The sequence below is a fragment of the Pseudomonas sp. BP11-1-1 genome (assembly GCF_052112105.1).
Taxonomy (GTDB): Bacteria; Pseudomonadota; Gammaproteobacteria; order Pseudomonadales; family Pseudomonadaceae; genus Aquipseudomonas; species Aquipseudomonas alvandae.
In genome coordinates, this window is sequence record NZ_JAUTYU010000021.1 from 43,183 (window position 1) to 67,804 (window position 24,622).

Here is a 24,622-nt window from a genome sequence, read left to right on the forward strand (position 1 = left end):
CACCTCATACAAGCCCAAGAATAAGAGTGCAGCGCCATGAATCTGAGCAAGGTCGACCTCAACCTTTTCATTGTCTTCGATGCCATCTACACCGAAGCCAACCTGACCCGCGCCGGGCAGATCGTCGGTATCACTCAGCCGGCCGTGTCCAATGCCCTGGCGCGCTTGCGCGAGACCTTCAACGACCCACTGTTCGTGCGCACCGCCCAAGGGATGGTGCCCACGCCGATGGCCCAGAATATTATCGGGCCGGTACGTAACGCCTTGTCGCTGCTACGGGTGTCGGTGCAGGAAAGCCGGATTTTCAATCCGCTGCAAGCCGTCAAGACCTACCGCATCAGCATGACCGACCTCACCGAAGGCGTGATCCTGCCGCCGCTGTTCCAGCGCTTGCGCCGACTGGCGCCGACCGTGGCCATCGAGAGTTTCCTGTCCAAGCGCCGGGAAACCACCAAGGAACTGGCCGCCGGGCGCCTGGACTTCGCGGTCGATGCGCCGCTCAACACCGATCCGCAGGTGCGCCACGTCAAGTTGTTGGAAGACCGTTACGTGTGTGCCATGCGCAAGGGCCATCCTTTGGCAGGCAAGGAAAAGCTCAGTCTTGACGATTACCTGGCCCAGACCCACGTGCATATATCCAGTCGCCGCAACGGCCTGGGTTATGTCGACCTGGCCCTCGGCAAAATAGGCATCCAGCGCAAGATTGCCCTGCGCTCGCAACATTATTTGATGGCTTCCCAGGTGCTGCAGCAGACCGACATGGTCATGACGGTTCCTGAACGTTTTGCCCGCCGCCACGATCTGCATGCGGTCCACGTGCCCGTCAACGATGTGCCGCCGGTGGAAACCCATCTCTACTGGCATGAAAGCACTGACCAGGACCCGGCCAACCGCTGGATGCGCGAACAGATGATCGAGCTATGCCAGCAGGTGACCGCCCATGAGAAGAAGCTCGATAGGGTGGTGTAAGGCTATAAACCGCGCCATCGTTTTTCGCGAGCAAGCCCGCTCCCACATTCGTCCTGAGTGCACGCTGCATTTGTGTACGACGCAAAACCTGTGGGAGCGGGCTTGCTCGCGAAGAGACCCGCGCAAGCAACACACCCGCGACTGCTTGACGTGAACGTCAACCTGCCTTTAGCTTAGCGCCAATCTCTTTCGTTTCGAGCGCTTCCATGAGCAGCCAGACCTACAGCATCTCCGACCTCGCCCGCGAATTGGATATCACCACCCGCGCCATCCGCTTCTACGAAGAACAGGGCCTGTTGAGCCCGGAGCGCCGTGGCCAGGAGCGTGTCTACTCACCGCGGGACAAGGTCAGCCTGAAACTGATCCTGCGTGGCAAGCGCATTGGTTTTTCCCTCGCCGAGTGCCGCGAGCTGATCGAACTGTACGACCCCAGCAGCGGCAACCAGAAACAACTCCACAGCATGCTGGCGAAAATCGCCGAGCGCCGTGAGCAGCTCGAACAGCAGCTATTGGATATCGAACAGATGAAGCTGGAGCTGGACACCGCCGAGGAACGCTGCATCCAGGCGCTGGAACAGACGCTCAAGGGCGAGGAAATCGTCCAGTAACACAACAGTTACCCTGTGGGAGCGAGCTTGCTCGCGATGGCGGTGTGTCAGTCAATATCAATGTTGTCAGTCACACCACTATCGCGAGCAAGCTCGCTCCCACAAGGGTCTCCATCAACGTTCACGATGTTCTGCAACCTACTACAGGTCAAACCCCATGTCCCTCCCCTCCTTTGTACGCCTGATCGAAGTCGGCCCGCGCGATGGCCTGCAGAATGAATCGCACCCCATCAGCGTCGCCGACAAGGTACGCCTGGTAGATGCACTGAGCGCTGCCGGCCTCGGTTACATCGAAGTCGGCAGCTTTGTCTCGCCTAAATGGGTGCCGCAGATGGCCGGCTCGGCCGAAGTCTTCGCGCAAATCCAGCGCAAGCCCGGCGTGACGTATGGCGCCTTGGCGCCGAACCTGAGGGGTTTTGAAGACGCGCTGGCAGCAGGCGTGAAAGAGGTCGCGGTGTTCGCCGCCGCGTCCGAAGCGTTTTCCCAGCGCAACATCAATTGCACCATCAAGGAAAGCCTGGAGCGCTTCGCCCCGATCATGGAGGCGGCGACGCGCAATGGTGTCAGCGTGCGTGGCTACGTATCGTGCGTGCTGGGTTGCCCTTACGAAGGCGACGTCAAGCCTGAGCAAGTGGCCTGGGTCGCCCGGGAGCTGTACGCAATGGGCTGCTATGAAGTGTCCCTGGGCGACACCATCGGCACCGGTACAGCCGGCGCGACGCGCAGGATGTTCGAGGTGGTGAGCGCCGACGTCCCTCGGGACAAACTTGCGGGACATTTCCACGACACCTACGGCCAGGCCCTGGCCAACGTCTACGCCAGCCTTCTGGAGGGCATCGCCGTGTTCGACAGTTCCATCGCAGGCCTGGGTGGCTGTCCTTATGCCAAGGGTGCCAGCGGTAACGTCGCGACTGAAGACGTGCTGTACCTGCTCAATGGCCTCGCCATCGAGACCGGCATCGACCTGGACGCGCTCATCGCCGCGGGCCGGCAGATTTGTGACGTGCTCGGCCGTCCGACCGGTTCGCGCGTTGCGAAGGCGCGGCTGGCGCAGTGAGGTGTTACCGCCCCCGTTTGTAACGGGGGTGAAACGAGTAACACGGAAACAATTTGTCAGGGTTTCGCGGGATGGATTTTCCGACAAAAAACTCAAACCATTGATTTATATGTATTTTTTAAAGTTGGCACGGCACCTGCTATATCTCTTGCACAACAAGAATAAAAAAAAGCGACAAACCCAATAAAAACAAGACGAAACGACTCTGACATAACAAAAACAACACGGCAGAGACGCAGCTAACAGATTTTTTTGGAGAAGATGTGCTTTTCAGGGTGCTTCCAGGAGCAACCCGCAACCGGGCAGAGAACAATAAAACTACCTTCAGGTAGCTCCCGAATCGGTTGGATCGCCAGGCGAAAAAGCAGATCAGCGCTCAAAAAAATACGTTTGCTCTTGATCCCGGATGGGGATCGCCAAAAACAGCGGTAAAGGGCCACGGCTGCCAAAAACAACAACAGGCCGCCCCTCAATAATAAAAAAAGAGCACGCGACGACAAAATTAAAGGGGAGCTTCGGCTCCCCTTTGTGCTTTCCAGGATTTGGTTTTTGTGGGAGCGGGCTTGCTCGCGAAGACGGCGTCACCGTCGACATCTATCTCGCCTGGAACACCGCTTTCGTCGGATCGCCGCCCGGAGCAGGCTCGCTCCCACGGGGGATCTTGCTCAGCCTTCGTTACCGCGCAGTTCTTCCATGCTGATTTCACGCATGCGAAATTTCTGGATCTTGCCGGTGACCGTCATCGGAAAATCTTCGACGAACTTGAAATGACGCGGCGTCTTGAAGTGGGCGATGCGCTCCTTGCACCAAGCCTGCAGTTCCTGCTCGGTGGCGCTGTGGCCGGGATGGAATTTGATCCAGGCGACAATCTCCTCGCCATAACGCGAGCACGGAATACCGATCACTTGCACATCGGCCACCGCGGGGTGGGTGAAGAAGAACTCTTCCAGCTCCCGGGGATAAACATTCTCTCCGCCGCGGATGATCATGTCCTTGTTACGCCCGACGATGCGCACGTAGCCCTGCTCGTCCATGGTCGCGAGGTCGCCGGTGTGCATCCAGCCTTGCGGATCGATGGCATCGGCGGTGCCCTTGGGGTTGTTCCAATAGCCGAGCATCACGCTGTAGCCGCGCGTGCACAGTTCGCCGATGGTCCCGCGGGGGACGATATCGCCCGCCGCGTCGATGATCTTGCTTTCGAGCTGCGGCTGGGTCCGCCCGACGGTGGTCACGCGCAATTCCAGCTCATCCGTGGGACCGGTCTGCAACGACACCGGGCTGGTTTCCGTCATGCCGTAGGCAATCTGCACTTCAGCCATGTGCATCTCGCTGATGACCCGGCGCATCACCTCGATGGGACAAGTGGCCCCCGCCATGATTCCGGTGCGCAGGCTGGACAGGTCGAAATCCCCTCGCTGTGACTGGTCGAGCATGGCGATGAACATGGTGGGAACGCCGTACAGCGCCGTGGCTTTTTCCTCGGCCACGGTGCGCAGGGTCAGCAAGGGATCGAAGGCATCGTTGGGGTAGATCATGGTGCTGGCGTGCGTCACGCACCCCAGGTTGCCCATGACCATGCCGAAGCAGTGATACAACGGCACCGGGATCACCAGCCGATCGTCAACGCTCAGGCCCAGGCTTTCGCCGACCATGTAGCCGTTGTTGAGGATGTTGTAATGGCTGAGGGTCGCACCCTTGGGAAATCCGGTGGTGCCTGAGGTGTACTGGATATTTACCGGCTGATCGAAATGCAGGCTCCCCTGGCGTTCAGTCAGTTGCCCTAGCGACACCGCTGCACCGAGGGCAGCCATCTGCGACCAAGGTAAAAATCCCGAAGGCGGCTGCGAATCGAGGCTGATCACCCCGCGCAGGTCCGGCAGGCGCTCGCTTCGCAATTGTCCGATCGATTGCTCTGCCAGCTCTGGTACCAAGGCTTGCAACATGGCGTGGTAATCCGAGGTCTTGAACGACCCGGCGCACACCAGCCACTGGCAACCGGATTGCTTGAGCACGTACTCCAATTCGGAGGCGCGATACGCCGGATTGATATTGACCAGGATCACGCCGATCTTCGCACTGGCAAACTGACTGATGCACCATTGCGCGCAATTCGGCGCCCAGATGCCAAGGCGGTCGCCCGCCTGCAAGCCCAGCGCCAGGAAGGCCCGGGCGTGCAGATCGACCGCTTCGGCCAGTTCTCGCCAGCTGTAGCGCAGCGACTGGTGGCGAACCACCAACGCCTCGCCATCAGGGAATTCGGCGACAGTCTGGTCAAACGCCTGGCCGATGGTCTGCGCGAGCAAGGCCTTGGCCTGGGAACCGCGGGTGTAGCTGAGTTGCGGGTGAGAACCGGGTTGATCCATAACGCGCCCTCTCTTGTCTTTATTAGTGGGTGTAGCGGTGGAACCTCATGCAAGAGCGGCCTTACTCTCGCCCAAGTTGACGTTAACGTAAAGAGCGATTGACAGCCATTCGTCACGAGCTTACGTTAACGTAAAGGTGAGAGCCGCCACGCCGCTCTCCACACCCGACAAAAAATCCAAAAGGTGCCCCATGAGCTACCCATCCCTGAATTTTGCCCTCGGCGAAACCATCGACATGTTGCGCGACCAGGTGCAGTCCTTCGTCAAGGCAGAGCTGGCGCCTCGGGCTGCACAGATCGACATCGACAATCTGTTCCCCGCCGACATGTGGCGCAAGTTCGGTGACATGGGCCTGCTGGGCATCACCGTCCCCGAAGAATATGGCGGCGCCGGCCTGGGCTATCTGGCCCATGTCGTCACCATGGAAGAAATCAGCCGCGGCTCGGCCTCGGTCGCCCTCTCCTACGGCGCCCATTCCAACCTGTGCGTCAACCAGATCAACCGCAACGGCACCCATGAGCAGAAGAGCAAGTATCTGCCCAAGTTGATCAGCGGCGAGCATATCGGCGCCCTCGCCATGAGCGAACCGAACGCCGGCTCCGACGTGGTTTCGATGAAGCTTCGGGCCGACAAGCGTGGCGACCACTACGTGCTCAACGGCAGCAAGACCTGGATCACCAATGGCCCCGACGCGAACACCTACGTGATCTACGCCAAGACCGACCTGGAAAAAGGCGCCCACGGCATCACTGCGTTCATCGTCGAGCGCGATTGGAAAGGTTTCAGCCGCAGCAACAAGTTCGACAAGCTCGGCATGCGCGGCTCGAACACGTGCGAGTTGTTTTTCGACGACGTCGAAGTGCCTGAGGAAAACATCCTCGGCGTGCTCAATGGCGGCGTGAAAGTGTTGATGAGCGGCCTCGACTACGAGCGCGTTGTCTTGTCCGGCGGCCCGACCGGCATCATGCAGGCGTGCATGGACCTGATCGTCCCGTACATCCACGACCGCAAGCAGTTCGGCCAGAGCATCGGCGAATTCCAGCTGATCCAGGGCAAAGTCGCCGACATGTACACCCAGCTCAACGCCAGTCGCGCCTATCTGTACGCAGTGGCGCAGGCGTGCGAGCGCGGCGAAACCACCCGCAAGGACGCCGCCGGGGTGATCCTCTACAGCGCCGAGCGCGCCACGCAAATGGCCCTTGATGCCATACAGATCCTGGGCGGCAACGGCTACATCAATGAATTCCCGGCTGGCCGTCTCTTGCGTGACGCCAAGCTGTACGAAATCGGCGCCGGCACCAGTGAGATCCGTCGCATGTTGATTGGCCGCGAACTGTTCAACGAAACCCGCTAACGGAGCTGACCATGGCCACGCTGCATACTCAGCTCAACGCTCGCTCACCGGAGTTCATCGCCAACCGCGATGCGATGCTCGGACAAGTCGAGGCCTTGCGCACCTTGCTCGCTCATGTCCAGCAAGGCGGCGGACCCAAGGCCCAGGAGCGGCACACATCGCGGGGCAAACTGCTGCCGCGCGAGCGCATCAATCGCTTGCTGGACCCAGGCTCGCCGTTCTTGGAAATCAGTCCGCTGGCAGCTTACGAAGTCTATGGAGAAGACGTCCCGGCAGCCGGTGTGATCGCCGGCATCGGTCGCGTGGAAGGTATCGAGTGCATGATCGTCGCCAACGACGCGACGGTCAAAGGCGGCTCGTATTATCCGCTGACCGTGAAAAAACACCTGCGCGCCCAGGCCATCGCCCAACAGAACCGCCTTCCTTGTATCTACCTGGTGGATTCCGGTGGCGCCAACCTGCCACGCCAGGACGAAGTGTTTCCCGACCGTGAGCACTTTGGCCGGATCTTTTTCAACCAGGCCAACATGAGTGCCCAGGGTATTCCGCAGATTGCCGTAGTCATGGGCTCCTGCACCGCCGGTGGCGCGTATGTGCCGGCAATGGCGGACGAGGCAATCATGGTTCGCCAGCAGGCGACGATCTTCCTCGCCGGCCCGCCGTTGGTAAAAGCCGCCACCGGCGAAGTGGTCAGCGCCGAGGACCTGGGCGGCGCCGATGTGCACTGCAAGATCTCCGGCGTGGCTGACCATTACGCCGACAGCGATGAACACGCGTTGGCATTGGCCCGCCGCAGCGTTGCCAACCTCAACTGGCGCAAACTCGGCGAGCTGCAGCAGCGTGCGCCCATCGCCCCGCTGTACGCGGGCGACGAACTGTACGGCGTGGTTTCGGCCGACGCCAAGCAGCCGTTCGATGTGCGGGAAGTCATCGCACGCCTCGTCGACGGCTCGGTATTCGATGAATTCAAGGCGCTCTTCGGAACAACCCTGGTGTGCGGCTTCGCCCATCTGCACGGTTACCCGATCGCCATCCTCGCCAACAACGGCATCCTGTTCGCCGAGGCCGCGCAGAAAGGCGCGCACTTTATCGAACTGGCGTGCCAGCGTGGGATTCCCCTGCTGTTCCTGCAAAACATCACCGGTTTCATGGTCGGCCAGAAATACGAAGCCGGCGGCATCGCCAAGCATGGTGCGAAACTGGTCACTGCCGTGGCTTGCGCACGAGTACCGAAGTTCACCGTAATCATCGGAGGCAGTTTCGGCGCGGGCAATTACGGCATGTGCGGTCGCGCCTACGATCCACGGTTCCTGTGGATGTGGCCGAATGCCCGGATCGGCGTGATGGGCGCCGAACAAGCCGCCGGCGTGTTGGTGCAGGTCAAGCGCGAACAGGCCGAACGCGGCGGACAGCCGTTCAGCGCCAGCCAGGAAGCCGAGATCAAGCAACCGATTCTCGACCAGTACGAAGAACAGGGGCACCCCTATTATTCCAGCGCGCGGCTGTGGGACGACGGCGTCATCGACCCGGCGCAGACCCGCGACGTATTGGGCCTGGCCTTGTCCGCGTCGCTGAACGCGCCCATCGAATCGAGCCGCTTCGGCGTGTTCAGGATGTAATCGGGAAAATGCCCATGACTCAGTACAACACCCTCGAACTGCACACCGACCCACGCGGCTTTGCCACTTTGTGGCTCAGCCGCGAGTCAAAGAACAACGCGTTCAACGCCGAGATGATCCGCGAGCTGATCCTCGCCCTGGACGAGGTCGGCAGCGATCCGACCTTGCGTTTCCTGTTGCTCCGTGGCCGTGGCAAACACTTCAGCGCCGGCGCCGACCTGGCCTGGATGCAACAGTCCGCCGAGCTCGACTACCACACCAACCTCGACGACGCCCGGGAACTGGCGGAACTGATGTACAACCTCGCCAAACTGAAGATTCCGACATTGGCTGTGGTCCAGGGCGCGGCGTTTGGCGGTGCACTGGGCCTGATCAGTGCCTGCGACATGGCCATCGGCGCCGACGAAGCGCAGTTTTGCCTGTCGGAAGTGCGGATTGGCCTGGCGCCTGCGGTGATCAGCCCGTTCGTGGTGCAGGCCATTGGCGAACGCGCGGCGCGGCGTTACGCCCTGACTGCGGAGCGTTTCAGCGGACAACGTGCGAAAGAGATTGGTTTGCTGTCGGAAAGTTACCCGGCCGAGGCGTTGGACGATCAACTCGGGCATTGGATCGACAACCTGCTGCTCAACAGTCCGGCGGCCATGCGCGCGAGCAAGGAATTGCTCCGTGAGGTCGGCAACGGTGCACTCACCCCGGCGTTGCGGCGCTACACCGAGAACGCCATCGCCCGGATACGCGTCAGCCCCGAAGGCCAGGAGGGCTTGCGGGCTTTCCTGCAAAAGCGGCCGCCGAACTGGCAAGCCGAGTCAGATAACAAGGAGCCGCGTCGATGAGCGCCCCTGCCCTCACCTCTCTACTGGTGGCCAACCGCGGTGAAATCGCTTGCCGTGTCATGCGCACCGCCAAGGCCATGGGCCTGGCCACTGTCGCCGTGCACAGCGCCACGGACCGTAACGCGCGTCATTGTCGGGAAGCCGATATCTGCGTCGAGCTGGGCGGCAGCAAGGCCGCCGACAGTTACCTGCAAATCGACAAATTGATCGCCGCGGCCCAGGCCAGCGGTGCCCAGGCGATTCATCCTGGCTACGGTTTCCTTTCCGAGAACGCAGGGTTCGCCAGGGCCATCGAAAAAGCCGGGCTGATCTTCCTGGGCCCTCCCGCCTCGGCCATCGACGCCATGGGCAGCAAATCCGCCGCCAAGGCCTTGATGGAAACCGCTGGCGTGCCGTTGGTGCCCGGCTACCACGGTGAAGCCCAGGACCTGGAAACCTTCCGCGCCGCCGCCGAACGCATTGGCTATCCGGTGTTGCTCAAGGCAACCGCGGGCGGCGGCGGCAAAGGCATGAAAGTCGTGGAAAACGTCAGCCAACTGGCCGAAGCCTTGGCTTCGGCGCAGCGTGAGGCGCAATCGTCGTTCGGCGATGCGCGCATGCTGGTGGAGAAATACCTGCTAAAGCCACGCCACGTGGAAATCCAGGTGTTCGCCGACCAACATGGCAACTGCCTGTACCTCAACGAGCGGGATTGCTCGATCCAGCGTCGGCACCAGAAGGTCGTCGAGGAAGCGCCTGCGCCGGGCCTCAGCCCGCAATTGCGCCAGGCGATGGGCGAAGCCGCGGTGCGTGCGGCCCAGGCGATCGGCTATGTCGGCGCGGGCACGGTAGAGTTTTTGCTGGACGCGCGGGGTGAGTTTTTCTTCATGGAGATGAACACCCGGCTGCAGGTCGAGCATCCGGTCACTGAAGCGATCACCGGACTGGACCTGGTCGCCTGGCAGATCCGCGTCGCCCTCGGCGAGCCGCTGCCCATCACGCAAGAGCAAGTACCGCTGCGGGGACATGCCATCGAAGTACGGCTCTATGCCGAAGACCCGGCCAATGATTTTCTCCCCGCCACCGGGCGCCTGGCGTTGTACCGCGAATCCGCTGCAGGCGAAGGGCGGCGGGTCGACAGCGGCGTTGAAGAAGGTGACGAGATTTCGTCTTTCTACGACCCGATGCTTGGCAAGCTGATCGCCTGGGGCGAGAACCGCGAGCAGGCCCGTTTGCGCCTGTTGGCGATGCTCGACGAGTTCGCCATCGGCGGCCTGAAGACCAATATCGGATTCCTTCGGCGCATCGTCGGTCACCCGGCGTTTGCCGCTGAGGCACTGGACACTGGATTTATCCCACGTTACCAGGCGCAACTGCTGCCCGAGCCAGGCGAATTGGATGACGACTTCTGGCACGCGGCCGCCCAGGCCTTCGCCTTGAGCCTCAAGCCGCACGTCCGCGCCGATGACGCGAATTCTCCCTGGAGCAACACCGGTGGGCTGCGCCTCGGACTGCCACGGGAAATCACCCTGCATCTGAGCTGTGAAGGTCAGGACCGCGCGGTGACGTTGGACAGTGCCTCCCTTTGTGCCGAGCTCAAGGGCGAGCACCTGGTGATCGAGCGTAATGGCGTGCGTCGCGGCCACCGCGTGATTCGCCAGGGCGACAGCCTCTACCTGCAATGGCAGGGTGATCTGCATCGCGTCGAGTCATACGACCCGTTGGCCGCCGCCGACGCCAGTCACAATCCTCATGGCAGCCTGGTTGCGCCCATGAACGGCAGCATTGTTCGGGTGTTGGTAAGTGCCGGCCAGACGGTGGAAGCCGGAGCACAGCTCGTTGTGCTGGAGGCGATGAAAATGGAGCACAGCATCCGTGCGCCCAAGGCCGGCGTGGTCACGGCGCTGTATTGCCAGGAAGGTGAAATGGTCAGCGAGGGCAGCGTACTGGTGGCGCTGGAAGAATAGGCATCGGCCCGTTGTCCGGGCCGATCCGGTTCAGAACCTGATGGTTGCCTGCACGACCACGCCGATGATTCGGCATTGCTCGGTGTACAAGCTTTTCGGGTAAGTAGGATTGAGCGGAACCAGGTAAAGCTGACCGCTCTCTTCAATCAGTTTGCGAAAGGTCGCATCGCTGCTGCCAGGCAACTGGGCGATCACCAGCTTACCGGGCACCGCCTCGATCGCCGGGTCAACCAGGATCGACATTCCCTCCGGAATACTGAGCCCGCTCGGCGCGGTCATCGCATCCCCCACCACCACCAGCCAGAACGCATCTCCCAGGGCGTGGTAGTCCGTCAACTCATAGCGCGACGGTCCGTAGTCAGCGAGATCGCCTTCACGAACAGTGCCGATGTCGTGCCATTCGCTGATCGGGTAGCGGAAGTACGGGTTGTACTTCTGCGCCAGGGCCATGCCCTCGTCCGTGGAGGTATCCGGCTCGCGGATCACCATGGCCACTTCGAGAAACTCGAGCCCCAGTTCCTTCAGCACCCGGTTCATGTCTTCAAGACTGGGCTGTCTGCGCTTGGTCAGCCAATGGCCGATACCGCCCTGTGACATCCCCAAACGCTCTGCAAGCACCACTTGCGTGATGTGCAGCTCCTTCATCTTGGCCTTGACCAACTCTATCCATTTATCCATGAGCGGCACGATACGTGGATGACCACGCCCATCAAAACACAAATTGTAGTATTTAAATTGTCGTCACAATTACGCTGCGTACTAAGCTGGGAGCACAGGATTTCATCTCACACGGAGTAACTCGACACATGGACACGCCCAACAAACACGAACCCGTCACTTCCCTGGACCCGGCATTCCCATCGTTTCAGGATTGCCCGGCGGCCCAACGCGCCTTGGATTACTACTTGAAACCAGGTGTTGCAACAGCCCAGGCCGAGCAGCGCTTTTTCGACGTGAACCGTAACATCAGCGGCGAAGAAGCCTTGGTCCATGCTTGCGACCTGCTGCGCTGCGCTGCGGCCACTGCCCACGAATCTGCCAATAGACTGAACGGTTCGAACCGTGACCTGGCATTTTCTGTCGTGCACATGATTGATCTGGTCAAGGTCATGCTCGACCGATCCCTTGACGGCTACCCCACTCGCTAAGCGTTGCGCGCAGAATGGAGCCACGAATGCGGGCCACGGGAAAAAATTTTCCAACCGATGCGATAAAATCATTTGACTTGCAAATGATAATGATTATTATTGCAACAACTGATCGCGAGATCGGTCGATAGGCTAGGAGACCTTAGGTCGGACTTCTGGCATATCTCCTCATCAGGCTAATCACGGTTTTTGACCCGGCTTTTTGCCGGGTCTTTTTTTTTGCCGATTTTCGGCTTATGGCTTCAGGCTAATGAAGTCTTTTGGAGGGTGTTGATCTCAATGTTGGCGATGATAGCAAATGCCCATCCGCCTGCAGAAGTCCCTGCGCCATCCCGCTGACAAACCCGCGACAGGCAGCACTTGAGAATCGGCCAGCGAGACTCTACTCTGCTTCAGCGTCCAGGGAGGGCGCCCCCTCTTGTCATCGATGCAAATCGTCCCGATTTACCCCGCCTTGCGTGTAAAGTAACGGCACAAAAATCCTCTGCAGGAACCGTGACCGTGGCTAAATCCTCCTTCGATATCAGCGCCAGTTTCGACAGTGGCAACATTGAAGTCGTAGACATCAGCAACCCCTTGCAATCGCTGTTGAAGATTCGGCCTGACACCCGCAGCGCGCATTTCCAGTGGTTCCACTTCAAGGCCAGCGGCTTGCACGTCGGCCAGGAATATTCCTTTCGCCTGCTCAACGCCAGCCAGTCTTCCTATAACAAGGCCTGGACCGGCTATCAGGCAGTCGCGTCCTACGACCACATCAACTGGTTCCGTATTCCTACGCAATTCGAAGGCGATGCCCTGCGCTTTCATCTGGAAGCCGAACAGCCTCACGCCTGGTTCGCCTATTTCGAACCCTACAGCCGGGGCCGTCATGACTGGCTCATCGAGCAAGCGCAGCACAAGGCCGGTACCGAACTGTTGGCTACCGGCAAGAGCGTCGAAGGCCGTGACATTCCATTGCTGCGCAAGGGCAGCGGTGCCGAGGGACACCGAAAGATCTGGATCATTGCGCAGCAGCATCCCGGCGAGCACATGGCCGAATGGTTCATGGAGGGGGTCATCGAACGCCTCCAGCACCAGGACGACGCCCAACTGAACCGCTTGCTCGCCAAGGCTGATTTGTACCTGGTCCCCAACATGAATCCGGATGGCGCGTTCCACGGGCATCTGCGCACGAACGCGATGGGGCAGGACCTGAACCGGGCTTGGCAGAATGCCAACCCGGAAATCAGCCCCGAGGTATTTTTCGTACAACAGCAGATGGAAAAATATGGCGTCGACCTGTTCCTCGACATTCACGGCGATGAAGAAATCCCCCACGTCTTCACCGCCGGTTGCGAAGGCAATCCGGGATACACGCCACGGATTGCCGATCTCGAAGAGCGTTTTCGCAGCCACCTCAAACACCAGACCAAGGACTTCCAGACGACCTATGGCTACACACGTGACGAACCAGGCCAGGCCAACATGACCCTCGCCTGCAACGCCGTCGGCCAGAAATACGACTGCCTGTCCCTGACCCTGGAAATGCCATTCAAGGACCACAACGACCACCCGAACCCACACACGGGCTGGTCCGGCAAACGCTCGATGCAACTGGGCAAGGATGTGTTGAGCACCATTGAGGCGATGGTCGACGAGTTGCGCTGAGGTCACTCAAACACCCGTCCCCTGTGGCGAGGGAGCTTGCTCCCTCGCCACGGGTTGCAGGTTCACAGGATCAACGCTTGCCACGCAACATACTGTCCAACACCTCATCCCGGCGCACCCACCCGTGAAACAGCGCCGCCGCCAGATGCACCAGCACGGTCAGGAACAGCAGATAGGCCAGGTAGCCATGGGCCTTGCGCAGCAGTGCAAAAGTCTGGGCATCCGCCGGCAGGATGGAAGGCAGGCGAAGCGATTCGCTGAGCATCACCGGGTCGCCCGCCGCCGAAATCATGCTCCAGCCCAACAGCGGCAAGACCAGCATCAAGGCGTACAGCAAGACGTGCGAAGCTTTGGCCGCCAATGCCTGCCAGCCCGGCAGGTCGGCCGGCAATGGCGGTGTTCGCGTGGTAAAGCGCACCACCAGCCGGACAATCACCAACAGCAGGATCGCAATGCCCAAGGGCTTGTGCAACTGGAGCAACCATTCATGGCGCTCGGACACTGAGGCAACCATGCCTGCGCCGATGAACAGCATGGCGATGACCATCAAGGCCATCAGCCAATGCAGCAGCCGAGCCAACGGTGCGAAATGTCGAGGCGCGTTCATTGGCGAGACTCCTGGGTGGCGGGCAATTGGCTGACTTCACTGCTACGCCGCAGATAAGAACTGGCATAGGCCGCCGAACGCGCGGCCAGCAGCGGGTCATCGGAGCCTTCGATACCACTGGGCAGGATCAGCGGGTCGTAGTTGATGTCACGGCATTCGCCGTTGTCCTGGGCCTGGGTGCTCTCCAATACCAAGGTACCGGCGTTGATCACCTTGCGGTCGCTGGGCCAGGCCTTGCTGGCGTTGTTGACCGGATCGCCCGGGTTGGCCAAGGTGATGTCCAGCCGCCAGCGCAAGGGACCGGCCGCCAGGCGTTTGCCCAGGTCCTGTTCAAGAAAATCGGCGCCTTGGGGTGGTGTCGCGTCCGCCGCATCCTGGCTCATCGGCACCACACCCCAGCGCACGGCCTGGCGTTGCCCGGCAGGATTGACCAGATAGAACGCATTGATCCCGTTGTAGGTTTCGGTGGCGTAGCTGGCCGATGGCTTGGCCGTCTTGATCCATTGCAGGAACGGCATCGCCTCGGGATGCGCGGCAAAAAATGCCGGCACCGCTGCAGGGTTCGGCTTGCCCGTGGTCGGATCTGGCGATTGAGCCTGTTGCAACTGATAGAACGCCTCGGGCGTCCCCACCGGAAACACTGGCATGCTGTTCATGCCAGTGCGCCATTGCTGCCCATTGGCCTGGGTGAACCGCAATGCCAGGCTTCGGATCGGCACACTGCCGTCCGGTGCGTAAGGATTGCCGCTGGGCAGCGCAAAACGCCCGACCACCGGAGTCCGCGCATCGTTGAACACCTGCGCGCTGGAATAGGCGCGCGCCTCGCCGCTGCTTTCAAAGTAACCGGCGACACAGACACCTTTGGAGTGATTGCGCCGGAAACCCGCATGAACTCCGTTGTTTGTTTCCAGGACATTGACCAACGCCTTGGGCGTCAGGCGATGCGGGTCGAGGGTGCCGTTGACGTAGGCAAATGCTCCGGCCAGCGCCGCAACGACGACGGCAATGCCCGTCAGGCGCAATGTCAGGCTGGCGGCGCTCAGCGGCGGCCGACGTTCAGGAGAAGGGTCAACCATAGGAGACTCCGAGGCACAGGGCCATTTGTGGAAAGGATCCGTCAGACGAAAGCACGATGGGTTTATTCCCTCGCGTCGTATTTATTTTTCCTACGCTGGAATAATCTCGTTCCAGGATCGTCTTTCCAGTCACAAGCAGCGACGGACCCACGAAGCCATGCCCCCATGAACGAACTCGACGACCAGTTGCGCCTGCTCATCCCGCGGCTTAGACGTTTTGCCGTGTCGCTGACGCGCAATCCCAGCAATGCCGATGACCTGGTTCAGGCCTGCCTGGAACGGGCCTTGTCGAAATGGAACGACAAACGCCCGGAAGGCGATCTGCGGGCCTGGCTGTTTTCAATCCTTTACCGGCAATTTCTCGATGCCCATCGCCGTTCCCGGCGGTACGCGCGCATGTTGGAATTCTTCACCGGGCGCGACGATGCACACCCGTCCGCCGAGCGCAGCGTCATTGCCCAATCGTCCCTCCAGGCTTTCGATCAACTGCCTGCCGAACAGCGCGCGCTGCTGCTGTGGGTCTCCGTGGAAGGCCTGAGCTACCAGCAAGTCGCCGACATCCTCGACGTGCCGACCGGAACCGTGATGTCGCGCCTGTCCCGTGCGCGCCAGGCGTTGCGCCAACTCAGCGAAGGCGAAATCGCCCGCCCTGCCCTGCGGATACTCAAATGATCAGCATGCCCCCCAGTGACAACGATCTGCACGCCTACGTCGATCACCAACTGAGCGAAGCCGACCGGCGCCAGGTGGAAACCTACCTGGCCAGCCACCCCGCCGTCGCCAAGCGTGTGCGAGCTTGGCAGCAAGATGCGCAGCATTTGCGCGCAACCTTGAGCGCAACCTTGCAGCAACCGCTTAATCCGAGCCTCGACCCGACCGTCATCCGACAACGCATGAAACATCGTTCGCGTCGGCATCTCGCCAGCGCAGCGGTCTTGATGCTGGCCGTCGGTGTCGGTGGATTGGGCGGTTGGCAGGCCCGGCAAATAACCCTGCTCAGCGCTGCAGCGCCCATGGCTGATGCATTGCAGGCGTACCGGCTGATTGCCCAGCAAGGCGTGCTCCCGGCCGATTACCAGACGGGCGACGAACACAGCATGCAAGGCTGGCTCGACCGTTACTTCACCCAGGCCGACCGTTTGCCGGACCTTTCGGCGGCGGGCTTCAAGCCGGTCAGCGGACGATTGCTCAGCACTGAACAAGGCGCGGCGGCGATGGTGGTCTATCAGGATCCGAGCGGCCAGAAGATCAGCTTCTATATTCGCCCACCGGGTCCAAGGAATTTCCTGCTGCCCCGTGGCAGCCGGCGCGACGGCGAACTGCAAGCCGAGTACTGGTCTGGACCTGGGTACAACTATGCGATGGTCATCCCCAGTGATACGCCGACGGCGCAGAAGCTCAAGCAAACCCTGGATTTCTGACGCACCACCTTCCCCTGTGGGAGCGAGCTTGCTCCGGGCGGCGATCCGACGATAGCGGTGGATCAGTTGGAAGTGATCTCCCACAGAGTGACAAAAGTCCGGAAGACTTCATTTATCCCTGCCTGAACACCTGCGAAGGCCTGCGCAGCAGCGGGTCGAACGGATTGATCCGCGGTCCGATCACCGCCGCTTCGCGCTTGAGCATTTCCACCACGGTCGGCAGGCGATCCGGCCCGAGCCGGTCGCTGATCGTCGCCACGCTCAGGGCAGCCACGGCCCGTCCTTCACGATCGAGTATGGGCACCGCCACCCCGGCCATGCCCTGCAACACCCCAGTGTTGCGCCCGGCATAGCCCAGCGCGCGGACGTTCTCCACTTCCGTGCGCAGGAAGACTTCATCGTAGAGATGGAAATCCTTGAGTCGCGGCAAGTTGTATTGAATCACCGTGTCGCGCTCTTCCTCCGGCAGGAACGCGAGGATCGCCAGGCTGCCCTGCCCCACGCCCAAGGCCACTCGACCGCCGATGTCACCGGTGAAGGTGCGGATCGGAAACGGACCTTCACTGCGGTCCAGGCAGATCGCATCGAAGCCGCAACGGGCCAGCAAGAATAGCGAATCCCCCAGGGACGCCGACAACCGCAACATCGCCGGCCTGGCCAGTTCCCGCAGGTTGCCGGTGTTGCCAGCGCGAGCGGCCAGGGCGAAGAAATCCAGGCTCAGGCGATAGCGTTTGCTGCGCGCATCCTGCTCGACCATGCCTTCGTCCATCAGGTTGCGCAGCAAGCGGTGCGTGGTGGGCTGGGACAGGCCGATGCGCTGGGCCAGTTGCGTGACGCGCTCGCCCCCTTCAGCGGTCTCGCCCAGGCTGCGCAGCACGGCAAACAACCGGGAGACCGAGCCAACCCCCACTTCGTTCTTTTCGATATTCCGCTCAATGGAATCAGGCATAAAATTTTTTACTCAGTTATTTACTCACCGAATGAAACTGAAAATAGTCATCGCTTCAGTGAAATAGTCCATTGAGCCCATCCTATTCTTCGTCCTACTCTGCGTCCATACAGGGGCGATTCGAACAACAGCGGCAGCCGACTTGAAGTCGAGCGCCAACGCACCCCGCGACATCTTTCGTATCTGCCCATACAAAAAAGCGCGCCTCGCGGCGACGCATAACAATCTCAGGTGGAGCGCAGTCATGGCTTTCGTGCAACTTGAAGACTTGAGCAAACGTTATGGCGACCTGGACGCCGTGGTCGCCACCAACCTCTCAGTGGAGAAAGGTGAGTTCGTCTCGCTGCTGGGGCCGTCCGGTTGCGGCAAGACCACGACGTTGCAAATGATCGCCGGCTTCGTCGAAGCCAGCAGCGGCCGCATCCTGCTGGACGGGCGCGACATCACCCACGCCAAGCCCGCCAGCCGCGGCTTGGGCGTGGTGTTCCAGAGTTACGCGCTGTTTCCCCACATGACCGTCAAGGACAACATCGCCTTCGGCTTGCGCATGCGCAAAGTGCCCAACGTCGAGCTGCAGTCCCGGGTCGACCGCGTGCTCAAGCTGGTGCGCCTGGATCGGCATGCCGAGCGTTACCCACGAGAGCTTTCAGGCGGCCAACGCCAGCGCGTCGCGTTGGCCCGGGCACTGGTAATCGAACCGCCGGTGCTGCTGCTCGACGAGCCCCTGTCCAACCTCGACGCCAACCTGCGCGAAGAAATGCAGTTCGAAATCCGCCGCATCCAACGCGAAGTCGGCATCACCACGCTGATGGTTACCCATGACCAATCCGAGGCGCTGTCGATCAGCGATCGGGTCGTGGTCATGCAGGCCGGCCGTATCACCCAGATCGACGCGCCCTACACCCTTTACGAGCACCCGCGCACCGAGTTCATTTCCGGCTTCGTCGGCAAGGCCAACCTGCTGCCCGGTGAACGTGACAGCGCCGGAGTCGTGCAAGCCAGCAGCGCCGGTAAAGGCGAACTGACCCTGAGCCTGCGCCCGGAAAAAATCGACCTGTGCGCCCCCGGCTCGGGACGGCTGCAAGGCACCATCACCAACCGTTTCTTCCTCGGCAGCCAGTGGTTGTATGGGGTCTCCACCCACCTGGGTGAACTCAGCGTGGTACGGCGCAACGACGGTTCGGCGCCGCTGGCCGAAGGCACTGCCGTCGGCCTCGACTGGGACCCGGCGCTGCTGCGGGTGTTGAGCGTGGATGAGGTGTCGGCATGAAGCTGATCGACGCCATGAAGCGTGGCCGCCAAGGCTATTGGATGTCGGCCCCGGCCCTGGCCTTGTACCTGGGTCTGCTGGTGATTCCCCTCGGCCTGACGCTGGTGCTGTCGTTCAACGTCTTCGACTACGGCTCGGGCATCAACGGCGACGCCTACACCTTCGAGCACTACACCAGCCTGCTGGGCGATCCGTACTTCTATGAAATCTTCCTGCGCACCTTCTGGATCAGCGCCCTGACCACGCTGCTGTGCGTGGTGATCGGCGTACCCGAGGCCTACATCCTCAGCCGCATGGGCGCGCCGTGGCGTTCGATCTTCCTGATCCTGATCCTCACGCCGTTGCTGATTTCGGTGGTGGTGCGAGCGTTCGGCTGGAGCCTGCTGCTCGGCGCCGACGGCCTGGTCAACCAGACGCTGCAAGCCCTCGGCGGCTCACCGATGAAGCTGCTCTATACGCCGTTCGCGGTCGTCATCGCCCTGGTGCATGTGATGCTGCCGTTCATGATCATTCCGGTGTGGACCTCGCTGCAAAAACTCGACCCGGCCGCCGAACAGGCCGCCCTTTCCCTGGGTGCGAGCCAGATCACGGTGATCCGTAAGGTGGTGCTGCCACAGATCATGCCGGGCGTGCTGTCCGGCACGCTGATCGTGTTCGGCCTCGCCGCCAGTTCGTTCGCCATCCCCGGCCTGCTCGGCGGCCGGCGCTTGAAAATGGTCGCCACGCTGATCTACGACCAATACCTGTCGGAACTCAACTGGCCCATGGGTGCTGCCATTGCCGTCGCGCTGTTGCTGCTCAACCTGCTGATCATGCTGTCGTGGAACCGCATGATCGAAGGCCGCTACAAGAAGTCATTGGGGTAATTCTTCATGTCCAGGAACGGTCCTTTCGCCCTGTTGTTCCATGCCTTGGTAGTGGTGTTCATGCTGGCGCCGCTGGTGGTGGTCTGCCTGGTCGCCTTCACGCCGGAAAACACCTTGAGCCTGCCCACGACGGAATTCTCCCTGCGCTGGTTCCGTGCCGTGTTCGAGCGCGCGGACTTTGTCGATGCGTTCTACAACAGTCTGATCCTGGCGTTCAGCGCGGCCTCGCTGGCGACGCTGATCGCGGTGCCGGCGGCGCTGGCGATCACTCGGCTGGAGTTTCCTGGCCGGGATTTTTTCAACGGCCTGTTCCTGTCGCCGATCATCATTCCGCACCTCGTGCTGGGCGTCGCGCTGCTGCGGCTGTTCGCGCTGATGGGCGTGAACGGCAACTTCAGTTGGCTGATCTTCGCCCATGTGTTGGTGATCACGCCGTATGTGCTGCGACTGGTACTGGCCTCGGCCATCGGCCTGGACCGCAGCGCCGAGCAAGCCGCGCAATCCTTGGGAGCCGGTCGTTTCACCCTGTTCCGGCAGATCACCTTGCCGATGATTTTGCCCGGCGTGGCCGGAGGCTGGCTGCTGGCGTTCATCAACAGTTTCGATGAAGTCACGCTGTCGATTTTTGTCACCTCGCCGGCCACGCAAACCCTGCCGGTACGCATGTACGTCTACGCCACCGAATCCATCGACCCGATGATGGCGGCGGTGTCGGCGCTGGTCATTGCGCTCACCGCGCTGACCATGATTCTGCTCGACCGGGTGTATGGCCTGGATCGGGTCCTGGTAGGCAAACAATGAGGGCGCCATGGCTCTGCTGAAACGACTGGCCGAAAGCGACCGCCCGGCCCTGGACTTCCTGCTCGACGGCGAACCCGCCAGGGGATTGCTCGGCGATACCGTGCTCACCGCCGTCCTGACCTGCAGCGAACACTTGCGCGGCAGCGATTTCAGCGCCGAGCCCCGTGCCGGCTTTTGCCTGATGGGCGCGTGCCAGGATTGCTGGGTCCGCCTGGGCGACGGCCGCCGCGTGCGCGCCTGCTCGACGATGCTCGAAGCTGGCCAGCAGATCATCCGAGAACCGGGGCGGCAGGTATGAATGGCTTTGACAGGTATGGCCCCATCGCGAGCAAGCTCGCTCCCACAGGGGAACTGTGGCGCACGCGCAATCGGCATCCGCAACAGATCCCATGTGGGAGCGAGCTTGCTCGCGAAGGCGGCCTCGACAGCAGCGAAAATCCGCTGCCGGTGAGGTTGCCATGAAACCCATCGTCATCATCGGCGCCGGCCCCGCTGGTATCCGCGCTGCGCAAACCCTGGTCACCCATGGCCTCTATCCGGTCCTGCTGGACGAAGCCGCGCGCGGTGGCGGACAGATTTACCGGCGCCAGCCCGCGAACTTCACCCGGCCGGCGGACACGCTGTATGGCTTCGAAGCAGCCAAGGCCAACGCCATCCACCAGACTCTGGATGAATTGCGCAAGCAGCTCGATTACCGTCCCGACACGCTGGTCTGGAACGCCGAAGCCGGTCAGTTGGATACCTTGCATGAGGGCCGCGCCGCTCGCCTGGATTACGCCAGCGTGATCGTCGCAACAGGGGCCACCGACCGGATCCTGCCTGTTCCTGGCTGGACCTTGCCAGGCGTCTACAGCCTGGGCGCGGCGCAGATCGCCCTGAAGTTCCAAGGCTGCGCCGTAGGTGAACGTGTGGTGTTCGCAGGCAGCGGACCACTGCTTTATCTGGTCGCCTACCAATACGCCAAGGCCGGCGCCAACGTCGTCGCCGTGCTCGACAGCTCGCCGTTGAGCGCGCAGGTCCGCGCCCTGCCCGGTCTGCTCACGCAACCGGCCACGCTCGCCAAGGGGCTTTATTACCGCGCCTGGCTGACGACTCATGGAATCCCGGTGCATCAAGGTGCCAGCCTTGCGCGCATTGAGGGCGAGCGCCGGGTGCAGTCGTTGAAATGGCGCAACAAAAAAATCGAGCACACCCTCGATTGCGATGCGGTCGCCTTCGCCCATGGCTTGCGCAGCGAAACCCAACTGGCCGATCTGCTGGACTGCGAATTTGCCTGGAGCCCGCTCAACCGCGCCTGGCTACCGCAACGCGACAGTGCCGGGCGCAGCAGTTCAGCCGGGGTCTACCTGGCCGGCGACGGCGCCGGAATCATGGGTGCGGACGCTGCCGAGATGGCGGGTGAGCGAGCGGCCCTGGCGCTGCTCGAAGACCTCGGCTACCGAGTCGACCCGCAACGTTGCACCCAGCTGGAACAGTCCCTCGTCCGCATCGGCCATTTCCGCCAGGGCCTGGAGCGCGCCTTTGCCTTCCCCGAGGACTGGGCCGGCGTCGCTCCCGACGACCTGATGATTTGCCGCTGCGAAGAAGTCAGCGTCGGCGATATCCGCCAGGTCGTCCGGGAAGGTCATTGGGAAATCAACCGGGTCAAGGCCCATTGCCGGGTCGGCATGGGCCGCTGTCAAGGGCGGATGTGCGGTGCCGCGGCAGCAGAAATCATCGCCCATGAAAGCGACCGCGCCGTCGGGGAAATTGGCCGCTTGCGGGCACAGGCACCGGTCAAGCCGGTGCCGTTTGGCCTGGAGGTCGAGCCATGATCGAGGTCGATGCAGTGATCATCGGTGGCGGCATCGTCGGCGCCTCGGCGGCGTTGTTCCTGAGCAAGGCCGGGCGTCGTGTGGCGCTGCTGGAACGGGACTTCTGTGGCTCGCACTCCAGCGGCGTGAATTACGGCGGCGTGCGGCGCCAGGGCCGTCCGTTGTCGCAACTGCCGCTGTCGCAACGGGCGCATGAGATCTGGGGGCAATTGCCGCAATTGATCGGCATCGACGGCGAGTATCAGCGCAGCGGCCATCTGAAGCTGGCCCGCAGCCTCGATGACTTGCGTTCCTTGCAGGACTACGCCGCCAGCAGCCGGGGCTTTGGCCTCGATTTGCAGCTGCTGGATCGCGACGAATTGCGCAGGCGCTTTCCCTGGGTCGGCAGCGTCGCGGTCGGCGCCTCGCTGTGCCCGGACGACGGTCATGCCAACCCGCGCCTGGTCTCGCCGGCATTTGCCCAGGCGGCTCGCAGGCACGGCGCGCAGGTGCACGAACAGTGCCCGGTCAGCCAGGTCACGCACGACGGCCAGCGCTTTGTCGTGCGCACCGAAACCGGCCTCGAATTTCGCGCGCCGTGGCTGCTGAACTGCGCCGGCGCCTGGGCGAGCCGGTTTGCCGCGCAGTTCGGCGAAGCAGTGCCGATGCATGCCGGGCACCCGGCGATGCTGGTGACCGAGCCGCTGCCGGTGGTGATGGACGCCAGCACCGGCGTCGAGGGCGGTGGCATCTATGCGCGCCAGGTCGCCCGGGGCAATTGCGTATTGGGCGGCGGTCAGGGTTTCGCGCTGGACGACGCCCGCGCCCGGCCTGGCCAGAACGCGGTCATCGAGATCCTGCGCCAGGCCGTCGAACTCTACCCGTTCCTGGAGGGCGCCCAGGCGATCCGTACCTGGAGCGGCACCGAAGGCTACCTGCCCGATCGCCAGCCGGTGATCGGCCCCAGCAGCACCCAACCCGGCCTGTTGCATGCGTTCGGCTTTGCCGGCGCGGGCTTCCAGATCGGCCCGGCGGTGGGCCACGCGCTCACCGAGATCATCTGCAGCGGGGCTTCGTCCACGCCGCTGGATGCGTTTTCCATCACCCGGTTCCACTCCATCTCCGTTGCTTGATAGAGGAAGGTCGCGCCAATGAATAACGTCAAACGCAGTGCACTGTTTGGTTTCTGCTCGCTGGGTTCCGCTTGCCTGGGCGCCCTGCTCCCGGTCACCCAGGCGTTGGCCGAGCCGACGCTTTACCTGGGCATGAACGGCGGCACCATGGAGCGGTTGTACGCCGACAAGGTCCTACCCGCCTTCGAGAAGGCCAACAACGTCAAGGTGGTGATCGTGCCGGGCACTTCGGCCGACATCCTCGCCAAGGTCCAGGCCAGCAAGGGCAACCCGCAGATGCACGTGATGTTCCTGGACGACGGCATCATGTACCGCGCCATCGCCATGGGGCTGTGCGACAAGCTGCAAGACAGCGCGCCCCTGGCGCAGATTCCGGCCAAGGGGCGCATCAAGGACCAGGCCGTCGCCGTCAGCCTCGGCGTCACCGGGCTGGCCTACAACACGCGGCTGTTCAAGGAAAAAGGCTGGAACACGCCGACGTCGTGGATGGACCTTGCCGACCCGCGATTCAAGGACAAAGTGGTGTTCCAATCCATGGCCTCGTCCACCTTCGGCCTGCACGGTTTCCTGATGTTCAACCGGATCCAGGGCGGCAGCGAAACCGATGTCGAGCCGGGCTTCAAGGCGTGGCCGAACACGGTCGGGCGTAACGTGCTGGAGTACATCCCCAGCTCGGCGAAAATCTCCGAAATGTTGCAGACGGATGAAGCGGCGCTGTTCCCGCTGACGCCGACCCAAGTCACCGCCTTGAAACTCAAGGGCATGCCGGTCGAGTACGCGCAACCGAAGGAAGGCGCGGTGGTGCTGAACGTCGCCGAATGCGCCGTCGCCCAGAACAGCGAACCCGAACTCGCACAGAAACTCGCCGCGTTCCTGCTGACCCCCGAAGCCCAGGCCATCGCCCTGGAAGAAGGCGACCAGATCCCGTCCAACCCCAACACGCCGACCACCGACAAGACTCGCGGCCAGGTGGAAGCAATGAAAAAATACCTGGAAACCGCGATTGCGGTGGATTGGGATCAGGTCAACGAACAACGTCCGGCCTGGAACGCGCGGTGGAACCGCAGCATCGAGCGCTAGGACCGCTGGCGCTGCCTTTTTTGTTTATCATGCGGGCCTGCGCTGGTTTCATTATGGCGCTCGGCCCCCTTGATGACAGCGA

Annotated in this window: 24 protein-coding genes; 18 read left to right on the forward strand and 6 right to left on the reverse strand. The window is 61.8% G+C overall.

The features are described 5' to 3' along the window. Positions 1–36: 36 nt before the first annotated feature. The 3 genes from Q7C33_RS25470 (at position 37) to Q7C33_RS25480 (ending at position 2,634) form a co-directional block, all read left to right on the forward strand. Entirely contained in the window at positions 37–969 is a 933-nt protein-coding gene (locus tag Q7C33_RS25470) for a LysR family transcriptional regulator (RefSeq protein ID WP_030140076.1), read from the forward strand. A gap of 206 nt (positions 970–1,175) precedes the next feature. After that, positions 1,176–1,577, forward strand: coding sequence for a MerR family transcriptional regulator (locus Q7C33_RS25475; protein ID WP_407684330.1), 402 nt, complete (start codon positions 1,176–1,178; stop codon positions 1,575–1,577). Positions 1,578–1,734: 157 nt separating this feature from the next. Continuing rightward, on the forward strand, positions 1,735–2,634 hold the full coding sequence (locus Q7C33_RS25480) for a hydroxymethylglutaryl-CoA lyase (RefSeq protein ID WP_217861607.1): 900 nt from the start codon (positions 1,735–1,737) through the stop codon (positions 2,632–2,634). A gap of 369 nt (positions 2,635–3,003) precedes the next feature. Here the strand turns inward: Q7C33_RS25480 and Q7C33_RS25485 are convergent, their stop codons facing one another. After that, positions 3,004–3,228: a hypothetical protein gene (locus tag Q7C33_RS25485; protein WP_148289965.1), complete on the reverse strand. Its 225-nt coding sequence runs from the start codon at positions 3,226–3,228 to the stop codon at positions 3,004–3,006. Between the two features lie 71 nt (positions 3,229–3,299). Continuing rightward, positions 3,300–4,997, reverse strand: a complete 1,698-nt coding sequence (locus Q7C33_RS25490) for an AMP-binding protein (protein ID WP_407684331.1) — start codon at positions 4,995–4,997, stop codon at positions 3,300–3,302. Positions 4,998–5,187: 190 nt separating this feature from the next. Between Q7C33_RS25490 and Q7C33_RS25495 the strand changes: the two genes are divergently transcribed. Genes Q7C33_RS25495 through Q7C33_RS25510 form a run of 4 tightly spaced genes read left to right on the forward strand, consistent with a single transcriptional unit; the run spans position 5,188 to position 10,749 of the window. Continuing rightward, a complete protein-coding gene (locus Q7C33_RS25495) occupies positions 5,188–6,351 on the forward strand; it encodes an isovaleryl-CoA dehydrogenase (RefSeq protein ID WP_030140072.1) in 1,164 nt (387 codons plus the stop codon). An 11-nt stretch (positions 6,352–6,362) separates the two neighbouring features. Beyond that, on the forward strand, positions 6,363–7,970 hold the full coding sequence (locus tag Q7C33_RS25500; RefSeq protein ID WP_030140071.1) for a carboxyl transferase domain-containing protein: 1,608 nt from the start codon (positions 6,363–6,365) through the stop codon (positions 7,968–7,970). A 14-nt stretch (positions 7,971–7,984) separates the two neighbouring features. Beyond that, entirely contained in the window at positions 7,985–8,803 is an 819-nt protein-coding gene (locus Q7C33_RS25505; protein WP_407684332.1) for a gamma-carboxygeranoyl-CoA hydratase, read from the forward strand. Then, positions 8,800–10,749: an acetyl-CoA carboxylase biotin carboxylase subunit gene (locus tag Q7C33_RS25510; protein WP_407684333.1), complete on the forward strand. Its 1,950-nt coding sequence runs from the start codon at positions 8,800–8,802 to the stop codon at positions 10,747–10,749. The genes Q7C33_RS25505 and Q7C33_RS25510 overlap by 4 nt, the downstream gene beginning before the upstream one ends. A 30-nt stretch (positions 10,750–10,779) precedes the next feature. Here Q7C33_RS25510 and Q7C33_RS25515 read toward each other — a convergent pair whose 3' ends face one another. After that, positions 10,780–11,427: a LexA family protein gene (locus Q7C33_RS25515; protein ID WP_407684334.1), complete on the reverse strand. Its 648-nt coding sequence runs from the start codon at positions 11,425–11,427 to the stop codon at positions 10,780–10,782. A 128-nt stretch (positions 11,428–11,555) separates the two neighbouring features. Between Q7C33_RS25515 and Q7C33_RS25520 the strand changes: the two genes are divergently transcribed. Both Q7C33_RS25520 and Q7C33_RS25525 read left to right on the forward strand, forming a co-directional pair. Continuing rightward, positions 11,556–11,897, forward strand: coding sequence for a DUF6124 family protein (locus Q7C33_RS25520; protein ID WP_030140067.1), 342 nt, complete (start codon positions 11,556–11,558; stop codon positions 11,895–11,897). A 495-nt stretch (positions 11,898–12,392) separates the two neighbouring features. Beyond that, positions 12,393–13,544, forward strand: coding sequence for a M14 family metallopeptidase (locus Q7C33_RS25525; RefSeq protein ID WP_407684335.1), 1,152 nt, complete (start codon positions 12,393–12,395; stop codon positions 13,542–13,544). Positions 13,545–13,614: 70 nt separating this feature from the next. On the opposite strand, the gene Q7C33_RS25530 is transcribed toward Q7C33_RS25525, so the two are convergent. Beyond that, the gene (locus tag Q7C33_RS25530; RefSeq protein WP_030140065.1) at positions 13,615–14,151 is read right to left on the reverse strand and encodes a cytochrome b; all 537 of its coding nucleotides are present in this window, start codon (positions 14,149–14,151) and stop codon (positions 13,615–13,617) included. Beyond that, the gene (locus tag Q7C33_RS25535) at positions 14,148–15,227 is read right to left on the reverse strand and encodes a catalase family peroxidase (protein WP_407684336.1); all 1,080 of its coding nucleotides are present in this window, start codon (positions 15,225–15,227) and stop codon (positions 14,148–14,150) included. The genes Q7C33_RS25530 and Q7C33_RS25535 overlap by 4 nt, the downstream gene beginning before the upstream one ends. Positions 15,228–15,392: 165 nt before the next feature. On the opposite strand from Q7C33_RS25535, the gene Q7C33_RS25540 reads away from it, so the two are divergent. Both Q7C33_RS25540 and Q7C33_RS25545 read left to right on the forward strand, forming a co-directional pair. Next, a complete protein-coding gene (locus tag Q7C33_RS25540; protein WP_030140063.1) occupies positions 15,393–15,899 on the forward strand; it encodes a sigma-70 family RNA polymerase sigma factor in 507 nt (168 codons plus the stop codon). Beyond that, a complete protein-coding gene (locus tag Q7C33_RS25545; RefSeq protein WP_198798261.1) occupies positions 15,896–16,648 on the forward strand; it encodes an anti-sigma factor family protein in 753 nt (250 codons plus the stop codon). The genes Q7C33_RS25540 and Q7C33_RS25545 overlap by 4 nt, the downstream gene beginning before the upstream one ends. Before the next feature lie 112 nt (positions 16,649–16,760). Here Q7C33_RS25545 and Q7C33_RS25550 read toward each other — a convergent pair whose 3' ends face one another. Further along, a complete protein-coding gene (locus Q7C33_RS25550) occupies positions 16,761–17,597 on the reverse strand; it encodes an IclR family transcriptional regulator (RefSeq protein WP_198798262.1) in 837 nt (278 codons plus the stop codon). Positions 17,598–17,841: 244 nt separating this feature from the next. Here Q7C33_RS25550 and Q7C33_RS25555 point away from each other — a divergent pair, with 244 nt between their 5' ends. From Q7C33_RS25555 to Q7C33_RS25585, 7 genes are all read left to right on the forward strand, one after another. Then, complete coding sequence (locus Q7C33_RS25555) at positions 17,842–18,867, forward strand: ABC transporter ATP-binding protein (RefSeq protein WP_030140059.1); 1,026 nt, start codon at positions 17,842–17,844, stop codon at positions 18,865–18,867. After that, entirely contained in the window at positions 18,864–19,733 is an 870-nt protein-coding gene (locus tag Q7C33_RS25560) for an ABC transporter permease (RefSeq protein WP_030140058.1), read from the forward strand. Before Q7C33_RS25555 ends, Q7C33_RS25560 begins: the two co-directional genes overlap by 4 nt. A gap of 6 nt (positions 19,734–19,739) precedes the next feature. Next, positions 19,740–20,534: an ABC transporter permease gene (locus tag Q7C33_RS25565; RefSeq protein WP_030140057.1), complete on the forward strand. Its 795-nt coding sequence runs from the start codon at positions 19,740–19,742 to the stop codon at positions 20,532–20,534. Positions 20,535–20,541: 7 nt separating this feature from the next. After that, positions 20,542–20,832: a (2Fe-2S)-binding protein gene (locus Q7C33_RS25570; protein WP_030140056.1), complete on the forward strand. Its 291-nt coding sequence runs from the start codon at positions 20,542–20,544 to the stop codon at positions 20,830–20,832. Positions 20,833–20,992: 160 nt separating this feature from the next. Then, entirely contained in the window at positions 20,993–22,348 is a 1,356-nt protein-coding gene (locus Q7C33_RS25575; protein WP_407684337.1) for an FAD/NAD(P)-dependent oxidoreductase, read from the forward strand. Beyond that, positions 22,345–23,460 (forward strand): NAD(P)/FAD-dependent oxidoreductase, encoded by a 1,116-nt coding sequence (locus Q7C33_RS25580; RefSeq protein ID WP_030140054.1) that lies wholly within the window; start codon positions 22,345–22,347, stop codon positions 23,458–23,460. Before Q7C33_RS25575 ends, Q7C33_RS25580 begins: the two co-directional genes overlap by 4 nt. Positions 23,461–23,478: 18 nt before the next feature. After that, positions 23,479–24,540 (forward strand): ABC transporter substrate-binding protein, encoded by a 1,062-nt coding sequence (locus Q7C33_RS25585; RefSeq protein WP_030140053.1) that lies wholly within the window; start codon positions 23,479–23,481, stop codon positions 24,538–24,540. Positions 24,541–24,622: the final 82 nt, after the last annotated feature.